This is a genomic window from Paenibacillus sp. cl6col (assembly GCF_900102125.1).
Taxonomy (GTDB): domain Bacteria; phylum Bacillota; class Bacilli; order Paenibacillales; family Paenibacillaceae; genus Paenibacillus_B; species Paenibacillus_B suaedae.
In genome coordinates this window covers 1-20380 of sequence record NZ_FNAZ01000015.1, presented here as the reverse complement: position 1 = coordinate 20380, position 20380 = coordinate 1, and the positions used below count along the sequence as shown (strand labels likewise).

14 protein-coding genes and 1 rRNA gene are annotated in these 20380 nt (G+C 48.1%); 1 reads left to right on the top strand and 14 read right to left on the bottom strand.

Annotation, left to right across the window (positions count from 1 at the left end; all coding sequences use genetic code 11):
• Positions 1 to 138: 138 nt before the first annotated feature.
• The 4 genes from gltX to BLS15_RS26400 are packed head-to-tail and all read right to left on the bottom strand — an operon-like array spanning position 139 to position 3981.
• On the bottom strand, positions 139 to 1587 hold the full coding sequence (gltX, locus tag BLS15_RS26415; RefSeq protein ID WP_028532527.1) for a glutamate--tRNA ligase: 1449 nt from the start codon (positions 1585 to 1587) through the stop codon (positions 139 to 141).
• A gap of 43 nt (positions 1588 to 1630) precedes the next feature.
• Positions 1631 to 2113, bottom strand: coding sequence for a 2-C-methyl-D-erythritol 2,4-cyclodiphosphate synthase (gene ispF, locus BLS15_RS26410; RefSeq protein ID WP_028532528.1), 483 nt, complete (start codon positions 2111 to 2113; stop codon positions 1631 to 1633).
• 32 nt (positions 2114 to 2145) lie between these two features.
• Complete coding sequence (ispD, locus tag BLS15_RS26405; protein WP_021252482.1) at positions 2146 to 2853, bottom strand: 2-C-methyl-D-erythritol 4-phosphate cytidylyltransferase; 708 nt, start codon at positions 2851 to 2853, stop codon at positions 2146 to 2148.
• Between the two features lie 42 nt (positions 2854 to 2895).
• Entirely contained in the window at positions 2896 to 3981 is a 1086-nt protein-coding gene (locus tag BLS15_RS26400) for a PIN/TRAM domain-containing protein (RefSeq protein ID WP_028532529.1), read from the bottom strand.
• A gap of 229 nt (positions 3982 to 4210) precedes the next feature.
• On the opposite strand from BLS15_RS26400, the gene BLS15_RS26395 reads away from it, so the two are divergent.
• Complete coding sequence (locus BLS15_RS26395; protein WP_021252484.1) at positions 4211 to 4606, top strand: nucleoside triphosphate pyrophosphohydrolase family protein; 396 nt, start codon at positions 4211 to 4213, stop codon at positions 4604 to 4606.
• 119 nt (positions 4607 to 4725) lie between these two features.
• Here the strand turns inward: BLS15_RS26395 and pssA are convergent, their stop codons facing one another.
• The 10 genes from pssA to rrf form a co-directional block, all read right to left on the bottom strand.
• Positions 4726 to 5454: a CDP-diacylglycerol--serine O-phosphatidyltransferase gene (gene pssA, locus BLS15_RS26390; RefSeq protein WP_021252485.1), complete on the bottom strand. Its 729-nt coding sequence runs from the start codon at positions 5452 to 5454 to the stop codon at positions 4726 to 4728.
• A gap of 54 nt (positions 5455 to 5508) precedes the next feature.
• Positions 5509 to 6582: a DNA integrity scanning diadenylate cyclase DisA gene (disA, locus tag BLS15_RS26385; RefSeq protein WP_021252486.1), complete on the bottom strand. Its 1074-nt coding sequence runs from the start codon at positions 6580 to 6582 to the stop codon at positions 5509 to 5511.
• Between the two features lie 16 nt (positions 6583 to 6598).
• The gene (gene radA, locus BLS15_RS26380) at positions 6599 to 7966 is read right to left on the bottom strand and encodes a DNA repair protein RadA (RefSeq protein WP_021252487.1); all 1368 of its coding nucleotides are present in this window, start codon (positions 7964 to 7966) and stop codon (positions 6599 to 6601) included.
• Positions 7967 to 8199: 233 nt separating this feature from the next.
• A complete protein-coding gene (gene clpC, locus BLS15_RS26375) occupies positions 8200 to 10647 on the bottom strand; it encodes an ATP-dependent protease ATP-binding subunit ClpC (RefSeq protein WP_021252488.1) in 2448 nt (815 codons plus the stop codon).
• A gap of 23 nt (positions 10648 to 10670) precedes the next feature.
• Complete coding sequence (locus BLS15_RS26370) at positions 10671 to 11738, bottom strand: protein-arginine kinase McsB (protein WP_021252489.1); 1068 nt, start codon at positions 11736 to 11738, stop codon at positions 10671 to 10673.
• A 71-nt stretch (positions 11739 to 11809) separates the two neighbouring features.
• Entirely contained in the window at positions 11810 to 12355 is a 546-nt protein-coding gene (locus BLS15_RS26365; protein WP_090514539.1) for a protein-arginine kinase activator protein McsA, read from the bottom strand.
• A gap of 49 nt (positions 12356 to 12404) precedes the next feature.
• Positions 12405 to 12866, bottom strand: coding sequence for a CtsR family transcriptional regulator (locus tag BLS15_RS26360; RefSeq protein WP_021252491.1), 462 nt, complete (start codon positions 12864 to 12866; stop codon positions 12405 to 12407).
• A gap of 561 nt (positions 12867 to 13427) precedes the next feature.
• On the bottom strand, positions 13428 to 14609 hold the full coding sequence (locus tag BLS15_RS26355) for an S-layer homology domain-containing protein (protein WP_090514536.1): 1182 nt from the start codon (positions 14607 to 14609) through the stop codon (positions 13428 to 13430).
• Complete coding sequence (pulA, locus tag BLS15_RS26350) at positions 14606 to 19807, bottom strand: type I pullulanase (RefSeq protein ID WP_090514533.1); 5202 nt, start codon at positions 19805 to 19807, stop codon at positions 14606 to 14608. Before pulA ends, BLS15_RS26355 begins: the two co-directional genes overlap by 4 nt.
• Before the next feature lie 249 nt (positions 19808 to 20056).
• Positions 20057 to 20173 (bottom strand): 5S ribosomal RNA (rrf, locus tag BLS15_RS26345).
• Positions 20174 to 20380 lie beyond the last annotated feature (207 nt).

Sequence of the window (20380 nt, the reverse complement as noted above, 5' to 3'; positions counted from 1 at the left end):
TTTCCTTCAGAACGAAATAATGAAAAGGATTCTATCGTTAAGTATATTCGAAGCTCCTACTGCATGACAATAACAATCGTTGAAAGTTATCCGCATGTGCATTCGAATCAAATCCTATCCAGAAACATCAAATCTGATCTATCCATTCAAGCGAGCTAGGACCTTCTCTTTACCAAGCAGAACAATCGTCTCATTCAAATCACGGCCGTGCATTTGCCCAGATACTGCAACACGAACCGGCATGAACAGACCTTTGCCCTTGGCGCCTGTTTCCTTCTGAACTTCCTTCAAGGATACCTTGATCGTATCTGCATCCCAAGTCGTTGCAGCTTCCAGCTTCGCACGAAGTGCTGCCAATACAGTAGGAACCTGCTCTTCAGCGAGCACTGCCTTAGCTTCTTCGTCGATGACAAGTTCTTCACGGAAGAACATCTCCGACAATTCCACAATGTCGGATGCACAGTTCATTTGCTCCTGATACAGCTTCACAAGTGCAGCCGCCCAAGCTTGCTGTTCTTCATTCAGCTGCTCTGGCAAGCGTCCTGCACGCTGGAGGTGAGGAATCGACAATGCCGCAATGCGATCAGGTTCTGCTTTCTTCATATACGTATTATTAATATGCGTCAGCTTATTCGTATCAAATACAGCAGGGCTCTTGGACAAGCGCGTCTCGTCAAAGATCGAGATGAGCTCCTCCATTGAGAAGATCTCTTCTTCCCCTTTTGGTGACCAGCCAAGCAATGCGATGAAGTTAACCATTGCCTCTGGCAAGTAGCCGAGCTGCTCATATTGTTCAATAAATTGAATGATCGACTCATCCCGTTTGCTGAGCTTCTTGTGATTCTCATTTACGATAAGCGTCATATGTCCGAATACAGGCGCTTCCCATCCAAACGCTTCAAAGATCATCAATTGGCGAAGCGTATTCGTCACATGATCTTCTCCACGCAGAATGTGAGACATCCGCATCAAATGGTCATCGATGACAACCGCGAAGTTATAAGTCGGTATACCGTCCTTCTTCACGATAACCCAGTCGCCTGTTGTATCGGATTCAAACGTAATTTCACCTTTAACCATATCATTAAAGGTATACGAGCGTCCTTGCGGCACGCGGAAGCGGATGCTAGGCTTGCGGCCTTCTGCCTCCAGGTGTGCATGATCCTCAGCGGACAAGCTGCAGCACTTGCCGGAATACTTCGGCGTTTCGCCGCGTTCAACTTGTGCTTCCCGCTCCGCTGCAAGCTCTTCTTCCGTACAATAGCAGCGATAGGCAAGCCCGCGCTCTAGAAGCTCGTCCACATATTTATTATAGATATCCAAGCGCTCCGTCTGACGGTACGGGCCGAAATCCCCACCTACATCAATGCTCTCATCCCAATCCATGCCGAGCCACTTCATGTACGTAAATTGGTTCTCTTCTCCGCCTTCCACATTGCGCTTAACGTCCGTATCCTCGATGCGAACGATGAACTTACCCCCATGGTGACGTGCGAACAAATAGTTAAACAATGCCGTACGCGTATTACCAATATGTAAGTGTCCTGTAGGGCTTGGTGCGTAACGAACTCGAATATCGTTATTCATGATTGCTTCACTCCCGTACTTTGTCTTTCCATTAATCATTTCATCATACCATATTGTGAAATAAGCAGACAACAGCCTGTGCGGCAATTCCCTCACCGCGTCCAGCAAATCCTAATTGTTCCGTTGTCGTAGCCTTCACATTCACCTGCGAATCCTCTGCGCCGAGAGCACGAGCGATATTCGCTACCATCGCTGGAATATGCGGCAGCATCTTCGGTTTCTGTGCAATAATCGTGCAATCGATGTTGCCAAGTCGATAACCGCGCTCAACAGCTAGCTGCCATACATGCTCTAACAGCTTCATGCTGTCCGCATCCTTGAATGCAGGATCCGTATCTGGAAAATGCTTGCCGATATCCCCTAATCCTAGTGCGCCCAGAATTGCATCACTTACCGTATGCAGAAGCACATCAGCATCTGAATGCCCAAGCAATCCCTTCTCGTAAGGAATATGAACGCCGCCAATAATGCACGGCCGTCCCTCTACTAACTGGTGCACGTCGAATCCCTGTCCCACTCTAATCATACGTAAGCCTCCCTCTCCTTCTGCCTCAACATTCAATTTCGCTCAGCTTCATGACGAGACAGCCACCATGCAGCCCAATCCAGATCATCCGGCGTCGTTAGCTTAATGTTCGTGTAGCTCCCCTCCACTACGTGAACAGCAATTCCCATCCGCTCAACAAGCATCGCATCATCCGTTCCCACGAATTGCTCCTGCTCCGCGAGCTCATGAGCAGCCATTACATCAGCAAGCCGGAAAGCCTGTGGTGTCTGAATCGCCCATAAGCTGCTGCGATCAGGTGTTGCCGTAATAATACCGGACTTGTCCACCTGCTTAATGGTATCCTTGACCGGAACGGCCAATACGGCCGCTCTGTGCTGCCGGGCCGCATCGTAACATGCGCTTACTCTGCCCGGCTCTACAAAGGGCCGTACACCATCGTGGATGCACACATATTCGAGTCCACGCGCTTTCAGAGCCTGCAAGCCAGCATATACTGAATGCTGACGTTCCTTGCCTCCTGTAACGATGTCTTGAACCTTATGCAATCCGTATTGTTTCACCCATGCTTCGCAGCGCGCATAATCCTGTTCCGTGGTTACCCATGCGATCGATTCGCACTCCTCCATGGACTGAAACCGCTCTACGGTATGGATGATTACTGGCTTATCCTGTAAATGCAAATACTGCTTACTCTCTTCCGTGCCCATGCGCGTGCCTCTGCCAGCAGCGACTATGACCACGCCAAACCCTCTGTCCATCCTTACTAACCCCCATGATGGTAGTATCCCCATCATACCTGTTTATTGGGCTTTTTCCAACAGTTTTGGCTTAGCAAATATCATTCGTCCTGCTGACGTCTGAAGTACACTGGTCACCAGAACCTCCATCGTCATGCCGATATAATCTCTGCCGCCCTCAACGACGATCATCGTACCATCATCCAAGTAGGCTACACCTTGACCATGTTCCTTACCATCCTTGATGACTTGAACAACAATCTCTTCTCCTGGGAGAACCACTGGCTTCACAGCGTTGGCTAGATCGTTAATATTGAGCACTGATACTCCCTGCAGCTCACATACCTTGTTCAAGTTGAAATCATTCGTGACGACTTTCCCCTTTAGCAGCTTCGCGAGCTTAACCAGCTTGCTGTCTACCTCCGAAATTTCGTCAAAGTCCCCTTCATAAATGAGTACTTTTACTTCCAGTTCTTTTTGAATTTTATTCAGAATGTCCAACCCTCTGCGTCCACGGTTCCGCTTGAGCAAGTCCGACGAATCCGCGATATGCTGCAACTCCTCTAAGACGAACTCAGGAATGACGATTGTCCCTTCAATGAATCCGGTCTTGCATATATCTGCGATGCGACCATCAATGATGACGCTTGTATCCAAGATCTTATGTTCTTCCATTCCTCTGCTCTTCTCTTCACCTCGTTCAGGCATGCGGAAGGCGGAGACCCACTTTACAATCTCATCCTGCTTCATAAGTGCTGCTTGCAACCCTGCTGTTGACAGCAGGACAATCATACAAACCGATACCATACGCCCTACTGTCCCAAACGGCTCAAATAGCGGTACAAGCAACCCCCCAAAGGACAGTCCCATCAATGCGCCAGAAGCTCCAATCACCAGCATCCCTGCTGACATATTCACCATGCGTTCTTCCAAGCTGCCCCATAACCGTGCCAATGGCGTAAAAAGTGCACGACCCATCACAATAAAGCAAAATGCCCCGCCAAGTGCCCATAACAGTCCGTTAGAAGTTATTCCAGGGTTGGATAATGACGAAAACTCCATTGTCTGCATATTCCAATACCGATGGAACTCTGTCCCACTCCATGCTCCGATCAATCCTGCAACCGCATAAAATAATCGTCTGAACACGAAGTCCACCTCCTTATCTAATTTGAATATCTTTACAATTATGGCCCAACCCTCTCGCTCCTAATCGTCCATTCTTACATTTTTAAATTCGAGGCGAAGTTGAAATGTAGGAAATCCTAGTCGTATAATAGGGGAGTAGTACGGAATGGGGAGAGCTGAAATAACGTGAGTCCCTTGAGCAGTATGGCTCGGGCCGAACCACGATTCCATGAATAGAGGTGGATGAGTAATGAGTACTTCCAGGTTGCAATCTTTCCAGGATCAAGTCGGCGATTTATTGTTAAGACACCGAAGCTTGCTGGACATTCTTTCGAAATACGGACAGTCTGACGCCTCGGTAAACCGCGCGGTAACAAAAGCCATAACAGAATGTGGCTGCTTGGAGCTGCATGCGAAGCGGCAGCCCTACCATGACGACATGGATATGGATCAAGCGAAGCAATCTCTTGAATCACATGTTCAAGGTCACTTATGCGAGAACTGCAAGGATGTTGTGAAGAGCGAGCTTGGCAAGCACCTATTCTATATGTCTGCCCTGTGCAATCTGCTTGATATTGATCTTGACGATGTCGTCAAACAGGAATCGAGCAAGTGCCAAACTCTCGGGATATTCAACCTGTCCTAATGGAATGAAGAAGAACTGAAAATTGATACAAGATAATTGGAACGGAAATCATATACAACACAAAAAGCACCTGCCGCCCAATTATGGACTGCAAGTGCTTTTCTTTTGGGTTTATTCGCTTAAGAATGCTTTGACTGGTACCACTCTTCCGCATCAAGCTGTTTCTTGCGGCGGCGATTCAGCATTCTAACGTTTTTTTTTAAACCAAGCAGCGCATACAGTACCAACGGCACAAAAATCAGCTTCGGTGTCTGTTCTGGCTGCCATACCGCGATCGCTACTGCCCCTGCAATAACAAAAGGCGTAATCCAGATGGCCTTCTTCGGAATACCGACTTTCTTGAAGTTCGGATATTTCACAGTACTAACCATTAAGTAAGATAATAAAATCATCGCTATCATAAGATAAGCCGCTGGGATGCTCTCATGGAACAAGGCAAGTGTACATGCCACACCGCCAGCCGCTGGGATTGGCAAGCCGATGAAATACCCCGGAATACCATCCTTAACGTTGAAGCGTGCAAGTCGCAGCGCACCACAAATCGGGAAGATTGCAGTAACGATGCAAGCCAGCACCGGGTTACTATCTGTAAAAGCGACGGCATACATAATGAAGGCTGGCGCTACACCGAATGAAATCACATCGGATAGGGAGTCAAGCTCCTTGCCGAATTCACTCTGTGCGTTCAATGCTCTTGCTACACGCCCATCCAATCCGTCGAGCAACATGGCAATAATAATCATAAGAGCTGCTAAGTTGTAGTCATCGTGAAACGCAAGCATGATGGAAATGATTCCGAGAAACAAGTTACCGATCGTAAACAAGCTCGGAATGGACTTTGTAATCATAGGTTCACCTCTAATTTTACTATGCCCAACGTACGTCCTTTCATTGTAGGAAAATCAAATTTGCCTGTCAATGAAGACCTGCTCCTGAATCCGCTTAAGCCCTTCCTTAATCGCACGAGCGCGAACTTCGCCAATGCCGTCTACTTCATCCAATTCCTCAATCGTTGCCATCATGACATGAGGGAGGTATTGGAAGGTTTCGACTAAGTTGTGAATTATGACATTAGGAAGTCTTGGTATCTTGCTAAGAACGCGGTAACCGCGCGGCGAAACGGATTCTTCCTGAATCGTGCTCGTCGTCGGGTAACCGAGCAGTCTTATTAAATGATGGGTATCAAGCAGTTCATCTGCCGTGCATTTCTTAAGTTGGGCTATGATCTCACGTACCTTCTCATCGCTTCCGTCCCGGGCATAATCCTTCAACAGCAGCCAAGCGTCTTCTTCGGTGTTGCTTACGAGCTCTTCGAGCTGCATGCTGATAAGACGTCCCTCTGTTCCCAGTTCGTTGATGTAACGCTTGATCTCCATCTTAATACGTAACACCATCTCAATACGTTGCACAACGTTTACGACATCGTATAAGGTAACCAATTCTTCGAACTCGGATGCAGTTAAATTTGTCATGCCTTGTACAAGCACAACCTTATATTTTTCCAATGTCTGAATCGCTTGGTTCGCCTTCGTGAGAATAACGCCAATCTCCTTAAGTGCATAACGCAGACTGCCTTGGTACAGTGTAATGACATTCCGGCGCTGGGAGATGGAGACTACCAGCTTCCCCGTCTGCTTCGCTACCCGCTCCGCTGTCCGGTGCCGGATGCCTGTCTCCGTAGATGGAATGGAGGAATCCGGAATGAGCTGTGTGTTCGCATATAATATCCGCTTAATGTCTTCACTCAAGATAATGGCGCCGTCCATCTTGGCCAGTTCGTACAAGTAGCTCGGTGAGAAGTCACAGTTAATAGAGAATCCCCCGTCTACAACTTCCATTACTTCTGGACTGTATCCAACGACAATAAGTGCCCCTGTCTTCGCGCGCAGCACATTCTCAAGCCCGTCGCGGAAAGGCGTTCCTGGTGCGACCATCCGCAGCAGGTCGTTCATAATATCCAGTTGGCTTTCCTTCATTCTATATCTATGCCCCCTAACCTAACGCCACAGCTAATGCTTCAGCAACCGTATTTACTCCAATAATCTCAATATTGGCAGGCGGCTTCCAGCCGCGCAAGCTCTTCTCTGGTAATATAATGCGCTTGAATCCAAGCTTCTCTGCTTCCTTCACTCGCTGTTCTGCACGAGATACCCCACGCACTTCACCAGTTAACCCCACTTCGCCAAAGACAACATCGAATGGTTGTGTCGGCATATCTCGGAAGCTCGAAGCAATTGCAACCGCCATAGCCAAGTCAACAGCTGGCTCATCAAGCTTAATTCCACCCGCTACATTCACGTATGCATCCTGATTTTGCAGGAACATTCCCATTCGTTTCTCCAGCACCGCAATAATAAGCGCCAGACGATGATGATCAATCCCTGTCGCCATCCTCCGCGGAGACGGGAAGTTCGTCGCCGATACGAGCGCCTGCATCTCAACAAGGACGGGACGGGTTCCCTCAAGGCTGGCTACAACCGTGGATCCTGCAACACCTAGCGGTCTCTCCTGCAGGAACATCTCGGATGGGTTCTTCACCTCGACAAGACCGCCCTCCGTCATCTCGAAGATTCCTATCTCATTGGTCGAACCGAACCGGTTCTTTACAGCCCGCAAAATACGATAGGAATGATGCCGCTCTCCTTCGAAATAAAGGACACAATCGACCATATGCTCCAGCAGCCGCGGACCGGCAATCGCACCTTCCTTCGTCACATGTCCAACAAGGACAGTTGCGATGCCCTTCCCTTTAGCGATGCGCATGAATGTGCTTGTGCATTCGCGTACTTGTGCAACACTGCCGGGAGCTGATTCCACCGAAGGTTGGAAGACGGTCTGGATGGAGTCGATAACGAGGAAGTCAGGCTGTGCCGCCTCAAGCGCCTCCTCGATATATTGCAGATTCGTCTCACTGAGGACGAATAAGTTCTCCGACAAGACACCAAGACGGTCTGCCCGCAGCTTCGTCTGACGCATCGATTCCTCACCAGATACGTACAGCACCTTGAGGCCGCTGGCAGCCAGTGCATTGGAAGTCTGCAGTAGAAGTGTTGACTTCCCGATACCCGGGTCGCCCCCCACTAGAATAAGTGATCCAGGAACAACACCGCCGCCCAGTACGCGGTTCAACTCACTAAGTGTCGTAGTGAGTCTAGGTTCACGTCCACTTTCTATGTGTATGATAGATTGCGGCTTTTCTTTCGTTTGAATCAAGGAAGAATGCACACCTGCTGTCTTAATGACTGTCTCCCGCTCTTCCACCATCGTATTCCACTCACCGCAGCCAGGGCATTTCCCCATCCATTTCGGTGTTTCGTATCCACATTCCGTACAGAAAAATTTCGTTTTCACTTTGGCCATGAAGCCGACACTCCTAATCAATATGCTGCAAGTCGTCGGTCGCCATGTCCGCAAACAGGTACCTCGTTACTCATTACTCATTAGTTTACCATTTTTAAGAAGGAGGATAAAGTGCTTTAGCATATCGCAAGCAGAAACAGGCATATGTGGAGCAATAAATAACGAAGAAAAAAAGAACCGTACCTTCCTCCGGGAGGGAGAAAGTACGATTCTTTCCTAAATACTACAGTTCATTATACATGTGCTGTGTTAACCTCGTTGTTGCGCAGGACGAGCAGCTCGCCATCTTTCTCGTCGATGACGACGGCATCGCCCTTGCTGACATTACCCTTCAACAATTCCTCTGACAGGCGATCCTCGATATGCTTCTGAATCGCTCTACGCAATGGACGGGCGCCATACGCTGGATCAAAGCCTTCCTTCGCGAGGAAATTCTTCGCATTGTCTGTCAATTGGAAATCAACATCCTGTTCCTTCAGACGCTTGCGAAGCTCACCAGCCATCAAGGATACGATTTCAGCGATGTGCTTCTGCTCCAAGGAGTGGAACACGATAATTTCATCAATCCGGTTCAAGAATTCTGGGCGGAAGCTCTTCTTCAATTCACCCATCACTTTATCCTTCATGTTGTTGTAGTCTTTGCCTGCATCATCAACTGCAGTGAAGCCAAGCGTAGAATTACGCTTAATTGCTTCGGCCCCAACGTTGGATGTCAGGATGATAAGCGTGTTACGGAAGTCCACTACACGTCCCTTCGAATCGGTGAGACGGCCATCTTCCAACACTTGAAGCAAAATGTTGAATACTTCTGGATGTGCCTTCTCGATTTCGTCCAACAAGACGACTGAGTATGGCTTACGGCGAACCTTCTCCGTCAATTGGCCGCCCTCTTCATAGCCGACATATCCCGGAGGCGCTCCGACGAGACGAGCTGTCGAATGCTTCTCCATGTATTCGGACATATCAATTCGGATTACCGCATTCTCATCACCGAACAAAGATTCGGCCAAGGCACGAGCAAGCTCAGTCTTACCTACCCCAGTTGGGCCAAGGAAGATGAAGGAGCCCATCGGACGCTTCGGATCCTTCAACCCTGCACGCGCACGGCGGATTGCACGACTCACTGCTTTCACCGCTTCATCTTGGCCGATGACACGCTCATGAAGAATCTCTTCCATCTTGAGCAAGCGCTCTGTCTCTTCTTCCTTCAGCTTCAATACCGGAATTCCGGTCCAGCTCGCTACGACTTGAGCAATATCCTCTGGCGTAACTTCAGAATCCACGCGTCCCTGCTTCTCTTTCCACTGGTTGCGAACGGTCTCCAGTTCTTCGCGCATCTTCTGCTCCGTATCACGCAGCGCAGCGGCTTTCTCGAATTCTTGGCTTTGCACAGATGCGTCCTTCTCTTTGCGGATGTCTTCCAAACGTGCTTCAAGCTCTTTCAAATTTGGTGGTACTGTATACGAATGAAGGCGAACTTTCGAGCTCGCTTCATCAATCAAGTCAATTGCCTTATCCGGCAGGAAGCGGTCTGTAATATACCGATCCGAGAGCTTCACCGCTTGCTCAATTGCCTCATCGGTAATTTTCACACGGTGATGGGCTTCATAACGATCACGCAGCCCAGTCAAGATCTGGATTGCTTCCTCTGGAGTAGGCTGGTCAACCGTAATCGGCTGGAAGCGGCGTTCGAGCGCTGCATCCTTCTCGATATATTTGCGGTACTCATCAAGTGTTGTCGCCCCAATGCACTGCAGCTCTCCACGAGCCAATGCAGGCTTCAAAATGTTCGATGCATCAATGGCGCCTTCAGCACCGCCGGCACCGATGAGCGTATGCAATTCATCGATGAACAGGATGACATTGCCTGCTTGGCGGATTTCATCCATGATCTTCTTCAGGCGATCCTCGAACTCACCCCGGTATTTCGTTCCGGCTACAACCGAACCCATATCAAGCGTCATAACACGCTTATCGCGAAGCGTCTCTGGAATTTCATTGTTAATAATCTTCTGTGCCAGACCTTCAGCTACGGCCGTCTTACCAACCCCAGGCTCACCGATAAGTACGGGGTTATTCTTCGTACGGCGGCTCAGTACTTGAATGACGCGCTCAATTTCCTTCGAACGGCCGATAACCGGATCAAGATTGCCTTCCTTCGCTACTGCTGTCAGATCACGAGCTAAGCTGTCCAGTGTCGGTGTGCTTACATTTTGCGATTGTCCATGATGGCTGGATACCGCTTCGCTGCTTCCAAGCAGCTGCAGCACTTGTTGGCGTGCCTTGTTCAAGCTAATGCCAAGGTTGTTCAACACCCGTGCTGCTACGCCTTCTCCTTCCCGGATCAAACCAAGCAGAATGTGCTCTGTACCCACATAAGTGTGGCCAAGCTTGCGCGCTTCATCCATGGACAGCTCAATCACTTTCTTCGCACGCGGGGTATATGCAATATTGAGTGGCTGTTCTTGACCGCGCCCGATCAAGGTTTCGACTTCGTCCTGAATCTTCTCCAATCCAAGGCCAAGCGCTACAAGTGCCTTAGCTGCGATGCCTTCCCCTTCGCGGATAAGTCCAAGCAGAATATGCTCCGTTCCGATATTGTTATGCCCGAGTCGTACTGCTTCTTCTTGTGCCAAAGCCAATACTTTCTGCGCACGTTCTGTGAATCTACCGAACATCATAAGTGTTGCACCTCCATATTACATTATGATTTAGATTTGGATAACGTCTCGCGAATCATCTTCGCGCGATATGAATCCCGATCTTCTTGAGATAATGTCGTGTTGTATTTATATTGTAAGAAGCCTGGCTGTGTCATGACCAATAATTCATTCAGTTGTGACGATTGAATATGCTGCAGGATGCCAAGGTCAGAACCAAGCCTAATGTCGGACAACCGCTGTGCGGCTTCTTTTGAATCCATAATAACTGCATGCTTCAAAATTCCATATGAGCGGCAAATGCGATCCGTAAGCCGCATGCTATTGCTTGTCAGCAGCTGTTCCCGAGCTGCCTTCTCATGCTCGATTAATTGCTTCACAACACTGTACAAATTATCAATAATCTCAGATTCGGATTGGCCTAATGTAATCTGATTTGATATTTGGAACAGGTTGCCGATCGCTTCGCTTCCTTCTCCGTATATGCCTCTAACCGCCAATCCAACTTGGGTAACGGCCTGAAGCATGAGGTTAATCTGCTGTGTCATTACCAATGCTGGCAAATGCATCATCACCGATGCCCGTATTCCTGTTCCCACATTCGTCGGGCAGCTCGTTAAGAAACCTCTCTTCTCATCGAAGGCGTAGTCGATTTGCGATTCAAACACATCATCGATGCGGTTAGCCTGCTCCCAAGCCTCACGAATTTGCAGCCCTGGTGATAGGCATTGAATACGAAGATGATCTTCCTCGTTAATCATGATGCTGGTTGACTCATCCTCACTGACAATGACCGCGCCATTGCGGGACTCATTTGCCAAACTCGGGGATATCAAATGCTTCTCTACTAGAACTTGCTTCTCTGTATCGCTAAGCTCTGCCAGCTCTAATTCATGAAAGTGATTCAATTGCGCAAATTCCGGGTCTTTCATGACTGCTGACAAACGATCCAACACCTCGGCCGATTGTTGATTCGTAGCCAAGATCGGGAACGGCAGTCCGCTAATATTCCGTGCTATACGGATACGGCTGCTGATGACGATATCGGAATCCGGACCCGTGCCGCGCATCCAATCGCTTAGGGCTTCTTCAATAAATCGTCGCTCTGTCATCTCGTCATCTCCTTCCAATTCGCACTGCTTATTGTCATCTTACTCTCTCGATAGCGCTTGTATCCTAGGTGCTATGAACTGCTTCTCTCCGAATCGCTTTGCGGCTGCTTCTCCAATTCGCGAATACGGTCACGCAAGGTTGCGGCCTCTTCGAACTCTTCACGCAAAATACTGAACTGCAGCTGCTTCTTCAATTCTTCCAGCTCGCGTCTGCGCTGAATTCGGCCTCCCCCACGCTTCGGAATTTTGCCAACGTGAACGGTATTGCCATGTACCCGCTTCAATAGCGGATCTAAGCGCTCACCGAAAAAGGTGTAGCATTCATCACAGCCAAAGCGGCCGAGCTTACCGAACTGTGCATAAGTCAGTCCGCATTTCTCACAGCGCATAGGCTGTGGCTTCGCATCTTCCTTAGCTCCCTGTTTGCTGCCTGTCAGATCGAAATCAAGCAATCCCGACAATAGATTATGGATGGAGAATCCGTTCGCCGTGCCTGGAATCCATTCGCCTTTTTCCCGGGCACATGATTCACAAATGTGAAACTCCGTCTTCTGTCCATTAATGATTTTCGTAAAATGCAGGGTAGCCGGTTTCTGACCACATTGTTGACACACCATAACCGTCTCTCCTCCTTTATAGGTAGCATCATCTTACATACTTACATCTCTACTTGCTAAGCAGTGCCAGCAGCATCGACCTTAGCAGCCGGGCACGTATCTCGTCGCGGTAAGGAAGCTTTACTGTTATATTGTCCCGAGAAACAGCAGCCCGCAGCAGATTCGCTTCCCGGCGGGAGATGAATTCCGCTTCTTCCAGTTGATAGATAAGACCTTCAGCGGCACTCTGCTCAATCTGCTCCCCAATGGATTCGCACAAATGATTATGAATCGCTTGATGGGCTGGCAAGTCAATTCGCTGAATGCGAATATACCCTCCACCGCCACGTTTGCTCTCAACAACATAACCCTTCTCCAACGTAAAGCGTGTGCTGATCACATAGTTAATCTGCGATGGAACACAAGAGAATTGTTCTGCCAAGTCATTGCGCTGAATCTCAACGGCACCTTCCGAACTCTCAAGTAATATATGCTTCAAGTAGTGCTCGATTAGGTCGGAAATGTTGCGCATCTTCTCCCCCCTTTCCGCCTGCAGCAGTCTCTATATTAGGTTTAACCAAATATAAGCCTCACTTATTCTAGTTTGGCGCAATATTTTGAACTTTTTTGACTATTAATCTGACTTTGACTTTCTTTGACTTTATTTTTATTATAGCGCACTCGTATGATTTTGCAACTATTTTAGATCGATTTCATCAGCTATTCTACACGATAATGTGGATAACCTTCTTCTTGGTTAAAAAGCACACGCTCATTCCATCTCAATTACGCAATATATTCAATTACACGGTTGATGGTAAGCCCTATTCATGAAACTCTATATGTGGATACATGGGAACTTCTCCACACTCGTGGATAAATGATGGGTAAAATGTGCATAAGGAGATTCACTAATCCTCTCTCCACAGCTTGTTCATAGAGAAAATATGCATGGTGTACATTTTACCGCTATGTCCGTCCAATTATGCACATGTGAATAACAAGTTGAAATGACCTAATGAATGATTGCGTTCGTCCCAGTTAAAAAACTCCCGCTGCCGTCCTTACGGATGACACGGGAGTGTTGGTCGTGCTATTCAGCAATATATTGTAGAGCAAGAAGAAGTCTGGTCAATGCAACTCCTGCTTCTGCTCGTGTAGCGTCACCATTAGGACGCAGCGTGCGGTCTAGGTAGCCATTGAGGAAATCGGTTGAGAGTTCCAGATGATGACCTGTAAGACGAGCAGCATTGACAAGCATTTGTGCCAATTGCTCGCGAGTAATGGATGCATTCGGATGGAATGAGCCGTTACCATCCCCCTCAACAAGTTTCAGTTGTACCGCAGTCGCAAGTGCATCTGCATACCATGCTGATGCTGGCACATCCTTGAAGGCATCGGCATCCTTGGACAGTTTCTGTCCTTGGACATCGCCAGAGCCTAACGCCCGCACAAGCATGGACGTGAATTCTGCCCGAGTTACCTTATCATTCGGGGCAAACTGTCCATTTCCTCTGCCTTGAATAATGAACTTAGAAGCTAGCAGCTCCATATTTGCTTTCGCCCAATGGCCGTTCAAATCATGGAAGCTAGGTGCATACTTGAGTACTGCGAAGATACCGTTATAATCGTGCTTCATGTTCATTATCGAATTCGATTCGCCCTCAGTACGCTCCATCCAGGACGGAACGAATGAGAATGTCTTTGTCTTTGCATTATACTTTACAGCCGTCATCTTCCTAGCACTTTGGCTGCTCGGCAGCCGGATAGAGCCCGTTGTAAGAATGCCTGCACGATCAGGAATTGGTTCCTGCCTCCCATCCTGCTCCAAATGCAACTGGAACTGAACAGCTGCCATCAAATGAGCCCCTGGCTGTGTGGATGCCGCAGATGTAAGCACCTTCAGCAATTCAGCCGAAGGCTTCATCATGTGCACGATGAGCTGTTGTGATGTATTCCCATTGCTCAGATCTGCTAGCTGTTTCACCGGAAGTTGATAGCTGCCTGTTCCCGAGCGTACCACAATGTTCAATTGCGTATGTTCCTTCATTGCCTGACTCAATTTCTTCATCGGGATTCGAATACGTACGTCTTCTGACTCCGACGGCGCTGCAATTATCCAAGTTCTCCTTTCTGTTGCCGAACCTGTCAAACGAGACATCTCTTCCATATCTTCATTGCGAATGAACAGCTCAACAGTCGCCCTTCCGTCAGCATTCTTCAGAAAATTCAACGTTGTTGGCTCATAACGAACGCCATCCTTCGTGACGGTCATTCCCTTGAATGACTCTTCTGTGCCCCTTTATGAGCAGCCCCGCCATTTCGTTCCTTGCTGCCATTTTCGTTTTCAGAGCCGCTTCCTGTGTCAGTGCCCGTTTCTGGCTTCGTACCGGGGTCTGTTCCTGGGTCTTTCACGACGACAATCGAGCGTCCGTTTACGGTATTGTGCGGGTCATTCAGTTCGTTCGTTACTCCATCCTTGGTAATGGAGAATTTGTACGTATAATCGCCTTTCGCTGCGTTCTTCATTACGTAGATGAACCATTCATTTTCTGCATCGTACGTCATCGAGTAAAACTTGCCGTTGATCGCAATATCAGCCTGCGTGATCCGATCCTGCGCTCCACTCGCAAACAACGCCTCATCCCGATAATAGAACGCAACCTGACTCTTCTCTTGAACTGGGCCAGTTACTGAAGGCAGCGTCCGAAATGATTCCTGCCCACTGTATACATACACCTTAGTTAACGTGTCATCCAAATTTGTCTTAATGAAGCGATTGGCATCGATATCTTTCTCTTCCCAGTTGCCCCGTTTGACGATAAACCCAATCGATTCAGACTCTGGAGCGATTTCAATCATGGCAGTCGCCATTCCTTTGTCAAACCGCTGGAACTCATGACCGTCATCTTTTACACCTGTCTGCCATACCCATAATCCCCAGTTGTCATATTTCGCGTCTGGACGTACATAGTTGATTTGTACATAGCGCTTCAGTAACGGCTTAACCACTACCTTCTTCAAGGCCTCTGCTGCTCCAACCCGAGCTGTAATGACCACCGTTCCTTCCTTCACGCCTGTTACCTTCCCAGCACGGTCGATTCTAGCCACTGATGCATCCGACGTACTCCACTCCACAGCTGCACCAGAAATCGTCTGTCCGAATTGATCCTTGATAGCAACTGTAAATGGTGATGTGCGACCCTCAAAGATTGAATCTGCACCGTTAATGGACAGCGTCGTAGGAACAAGCTTCGCTACTGTCACATTTACCTGTGCTTTCAAATTGCCCGAGGTTGCGGTAAGAACTGCGGCTCCTTCCTTCACTGCTGTTACTTTGCCTCCACTGTTAATGACGGCCACCGCAGCATCGGATGTTGACCATGTTACATTCTCAGTAAACATAGGACGGCCCTTCTGATCACGCACCACTGCTGTCAAACGAGTGCTTGTGCCTGGCTCTAACCCAAGCGTAGCAGGCGCTACTTCAAGCTTTGACGCTATCGGTGTATAGCCATTCTCCTGATCGTACAACACCATCATGGACAATCCGGCTACTTCTACCTTGCCGCCCTTCACCGTACGTATCGTCTTCACTCCAGCAGACGTATGGTCGACAACCACACTCCATTCATCCGCAGTGGGCAGTGCAACTTCTTGCGGAGCAGTCGAACCGTTATAAATGACGGCAATATTGCGCCATGTATCCCCATTTGCATAGTTATTCAGCTTGAATGCGATAACTTGCCCTTCTTGGCGATACACTTGTAAGTTCGATTTCACCTCATCCTTCGTTGTCATGCGGAATGCTGGATGCGCTGCTCGCAGCTCGATAAGACCTTTCAAATAATCAAATACTGGCTTGTACTCCGCCTTCTGTTTCCATAAGATTTGATTAATCTCATCTGGGCTCTCATAGCTGTTATGATCTCCGAACTTGCTGCGAAGCAGCTCATCTCCTGCATGAAGGAACGGAATGCCTTGTGCCGTAAGAACAATGCCATTTGCAAGCAAGGAACGCTTAACGGTCTCGTTATCCAGTACATTTGACTCCGTCAAGGTTGCGAACGGATTGCGTTTTATGTCCGTATCTTTCCCTTGCGTCTTCAGCACCTTATCCCACAAATTCAAGTTATCATGTGCGGTTACATAGTTAATCGTCTCTGTCGGGGAGGCCGTAAAATCTGTGATTGCACCAAGCAGACCTTTCACTACATCCGCTTCTTTGCCTTCGGCTCCTGTGGCGAATCCTTTGGAAGCATCGTCACTTCCACCCTTTATTGCCCCACGAATATTGTCATTGAATACTGCAAACCCTTCTCCGCGCTGCTTGCCCTTCTCGATCTGCAATTCCGCAGCAAGCGGTGTGCTGCCCCCCGACCACGGCTCGCCATAGATCATGATGCTTGGATCAATTTCTTTCAGCTCACGCACGATAGCGCGTGTTGTCTGCAGATCGACTAGCTTCATCAAGTCGAAGCGGAATCCGTCTACATTGTACTCCTCAGCCCAGTATTTCACGGAGTCCTGCACGTATTTGCTAACCATCGGTCGCTCTGTTGCTACTTCATTCCCTACACCGGAGCCGTTAGTGAAGTTGCCTTGCTCATCGCTCCGATAGAAATAACCCGGTACAATCTTATCAAATACCGACATATCCGATTCCAGGCCGGTTACAAATGTATGGTTGTACACGACATCCAGCACGACCCTAATGCCTTGGTCATGAAGCGCTTGCACCATTGCCTTGAACTCACGAATTCGCTTCGCTGGGTCTTCCTGTGCTGCCTTGGTCGTATAGGAACCCTCTGGCATGTTATAGTTTACCGGATCATAGCCCCAATTGAATTTTCGTTCTTTCAAACTTGGATCATCCACCAGCTTCTCATTTACCGAACCGAAGTCATAGGTCGGAAGCAAGTGAACATGCGTAATACCAAGCTCTTGCAAATGGTCGATCCCTGTCTTTATATCTGGCTTTCCAGGCAAAGTCGTTCCCGTTTCCGTAAAGGCAGTAAACTTGCCTCGATTGCCTGGCGATACGCCTGAATTCTCATGAATTGAAAAATCACGGACATGCAGTTCGTATATGACAGCATCTGTTGGATTCAGGAATGGGGGCTTCCGATCTCCGTCCCAGTTCTTCGGATTGGTTGCTGCAAGATCAATAATTGCCGACTTCCCGCTGTTCACCGATGCCGATCTCGCATATGGATCAAGTGCATACGATGTGCTGCCATCTGGGAATTGCAGCTTGTACATGTAATAGGTTCCATGTAAGTTGCCATTCACGTTAGCGGCCCATACCCCTGTAGCTGCATCCTTACGCATCGAGACTTCCCTGCTAGGCACGTCTTTCGCCATGTCCGCTCTATCGTACAAGGCTAACGAAGCTTGTGCAGCCGTAGGCGCCCATACTTTGAAGCTGCTTGAAGTCGAATGATACGTAACACCTAAGTCATCCCCAGCATATACGTAGCTATCCAAAATACCACGCATCTTGATCGGCATATCCCGATACATGTTCTGTGGATTTCCTTCATAGCGTACTGTATATGCCTTTGACACATCATCAACCGGATTGGACAAATAGATCTTCACAGATTTCTCATCTGCGCCCTGAGAGGATACACCCTCCAATTTGGTTGTACCTTCATATGCGGCAAATGCGGAGTAATCCAAGTTCGGAACAATGTCCTTCAATGTAACGCGAACTTCATGATCCTGATCCATCCATGCAGCATGCATAGAAGGCTGAGCCTTCGTTGTAAAGGAAAACTCATATGCTGTGTTCGGTGTATTCGTGTCTTTCCCCGTTGCCACTCCCGCTGGAATAACAACCTTATACTCTGTATAATAGCGCAGCGGTTGACTCAGTGTAACGACCAACTGCTGCTCCTTTATCGTCACATCTATCGGTTGGGTCGCACCTAGCTTATCCTCAAGCGTGATGCCTTGCCCATTCATCTCAATTTGTTCGGAGAAGGTGACGATAATCGGCTTATTAACTGCTACATGCTGCTGTTTATGGGCCGGATCTGTGCTAATCAGCTCCAGAGCGTCACTCATCCCCTTTATCTCGTAATTTCCGGCATATACACGTTGTACATTCGGGTTCGATGATTCATTCCAACTACTTGCTCGTGTATTCCCCGGATCTTCTGGTATTACATTGAATGCACCATGCGTGTCCTCATTTCCGCTTAGAACAACAATTGGACGCAAAACGTCATGATTTTTTAGCTTGAGCTGATGCAGTGGTATAGACGCTTCAAATCCTGACTGTCTGGATACAGCGAATTCTGCTCCTTTGCGATCTCCCCATGTGGATAAAATGGGGGTATTGTAATCCGAGGCCTCATATAAAGCAGCGCCTTCTATTTCATTGTCTTGTTTCAAACGCATCATAAGATGATACTGCGGCTTCTCTGTTGTACCGCTAAAATTATATTGCGCTTTCCATGGGTTGTCCGCATTGCCTGAATCAACCTGATCTACATTAAGAGCAATATCAATATACTGCCCCTTATCTCCCCAATTTGGCAATCGTGCATCTACCCATATATACAGCTTCTTACTATCATTGATCAGTTTGATTGCACCTAGTTTCGTATCGCCATATGTGCTCTCTGTTACTGATGTCCCAAGTGCCTCCACATCGTCCCAGAGATTGTCTTTAACCCCATCAATGATTGGAGCAAAAGTAACCGTAAACGGCTCGCTATAGGTAGATAAGCCGTTCGGGTTCTGTTTCATATTCCAGCCTGTCGCAATTTCATTGTCTGCCGTTTCGGGAATGACATCGAATACACCATGCTCATCCGCGCGATCACCGCTAAGAACAACAATCGCTTTGACGGTGTCATCCAGCTTCAATTGAAGCTTGTTCAGAGGAATTGCCCCTGTCATCACTTTGGCTTGGTCTGTAACTTGGAAGTATGCCCCTTGCAAATCTCCTGTATGAAGCAATGGTGTTGATGAGGCACTCTCATATACAGCCGCCTCGCCGCCTTGCTTCGCTTCCATCACGATATGGAACTTCGGCTTCAGCTGTGTATGGTTATAATTGAATTGTCGTTGATAAGGATTGGTTGCGACTCCGGAATCAAAATCATTGATCTGCAAAGCGATATCAAGATACTGCCATGACTCCGCATGAGCTGCATCGACACGGAAATACAAATACTTTGCATCGCTTGTCAATTTCATCTGATCCAACTTGGCACTATTCCAGCCTGCTGTCGATGACGAGCCTAATGGCTTCACCATATTCCAATCAACAGCCTTCAATGCGTCTTCTGCCGTTGTCTGTTCTGCTGATTGGGGCTGTAGTTGCTGCTTCTTCTCGCCTAAGGAGTCTTGGACTGCAGATGTAGAAAATGCATAAGTCATCCCTCCTCCCCATACTGGCATCAAGCTAATTAGCATGACACCAACTAACATACCAGAGATCGAAGCCTTCCATTTCCTCATGACATATCCCCTCTCCAAATAAATGCAAACGTTTGCATAAATAACAAAAAATAATGATGCTAGATTGATTGTCTTTATCTAATTATGTAGTGGTGCAATACCTCCATAGATAAATCACCCTCAATGTAAACGCTTGCAAAATCAAGCATACTGGTTCGTTTATTCCCTGTCAACCATCCTTAAGACCTAGCCTAAGTCCTTATATACAAAAAGACCACCGTCGAGATATCTCAACAGTGGTCTTTCATTGCTTGGCGACGTCCTACTCTCCCGGGACCCTGCGGTCCAAGTACCATCGGCGCTGGAGGGCTTAACGGTCGTGTTCGGGATGGGTACGCGTGGAACCCCTCCGCCATCGCCACCAAACAGCATTGGCTAAAGCCAATATGAAATTCAAGGTTTGAACCTTGAAAACTGAATGCGAAAGTTAGTGCTAGATGTTCATCCGGGGCCCCCGGAAAGTATTCGGTGTTGCTGCAAAGCTTCACTTCACTTTTTGGGGTTTAATCTTTTAGGATAAGCCCTCGACCGATTAGTATTGGTCAGCTCCACACATTACTGTGCTTCCACCTC

What these genes read in the sequence shown, in the direction of transcription:
- gltX (WP_028532527.1), bottom strand. Translation starts at nt 1,587, where the DNA reads ATGAATAACGATATTCGAGTTCGTTACGCACCAAGCCCTACAGGACAC.
- ispF (WP_028532528.1), bottom strand. Translation starts at nt 2,113, where the DNA reads ATGATTAGAGTGGGACAGGGATTCGACGTGCACCAGTTAGTAGAGGGA.
- ispD (WP_021252482.1), bottom strand. Translation starts at nt 2,853, where the DNA reads ATGGACAGAGGGTTTGGCGTGGTCATAGTCGCTGCTGGCAGAGGCACG.
- BLS15_RS26395 (WP_021252484.1), top strand. Translation starts at nt 4,211, where the DNA reads ATGAGTACTTCCAGGTTGCAATCTTTCCAGGATCAAGTCGGCGATTTA.
- pssA (WP_021252485.1), bottom strand. Translation starts at nt 5,454, where the DNA reads ATGATTACAAAGTCCATTCCGAGCTTGTTTACGATCGGTAACTTGTTT.
- disA (WP_021252486.1), bottom strand. Translation starts at nt 6,582, where the DNA reads ATGAAGGAAAGCCAACTGGATATTATGAACGACCTGCTGCGGATGGTC.
- radA (WP_021252487.1), bottom strand. Translation starts at nt 7,966, where the DNA reads ATGGCCAAAGTGAAAACGAAATTTTTCTGTACGGAATGTGGATACGAA.
- clpC (WP_021252488.1), bottom strand. Translation starts at nt 10,647, where the DNA reads ATGATGTTCGGTAGATTCACAGAACGTGCGCAGAAAGTATTGGCTTTG.
- BLS15_RS26370 (WP_021252489.1), bottom strand. Translation starts at nt 11,738, where the DNA reads ATGACAGAGCGACGATTTATTGAAGAAGCCCTAAGCGATTGGATGCGC.
- BLS15_RS26365 (WP_090514539.1), bottom strand. Translation starts at nt 12,355, where the DNA reads ATGGTGTGTCAACAATGTGGTCAGAAACCGGCTACCCTGCATTTTACG.
- BLS15_RS26360 (WP_021252491.1), bottom strand. Translation starts at nt 12,866, where the DNA reads ATGCGCAACATTTCCGACCTAATCGAGCACTACTTGAAGCATATATTA.
- BLS15_RS26355 (WP_090514536.1), bottom strand. Translation starts at nt 14,609, where the DNA reads ATGACCGTCACGAAGGATGGCGTTCGTTATGAGCCAACAACGTTGAAT.
- pulA (WP_090514533.1), bottom strand. Translation starts at nt 19,807, where the DNA reads ATGAGGAAATGGAAGGCTTCGATCTCTGGTATGTTAGTTGGTGTCATG.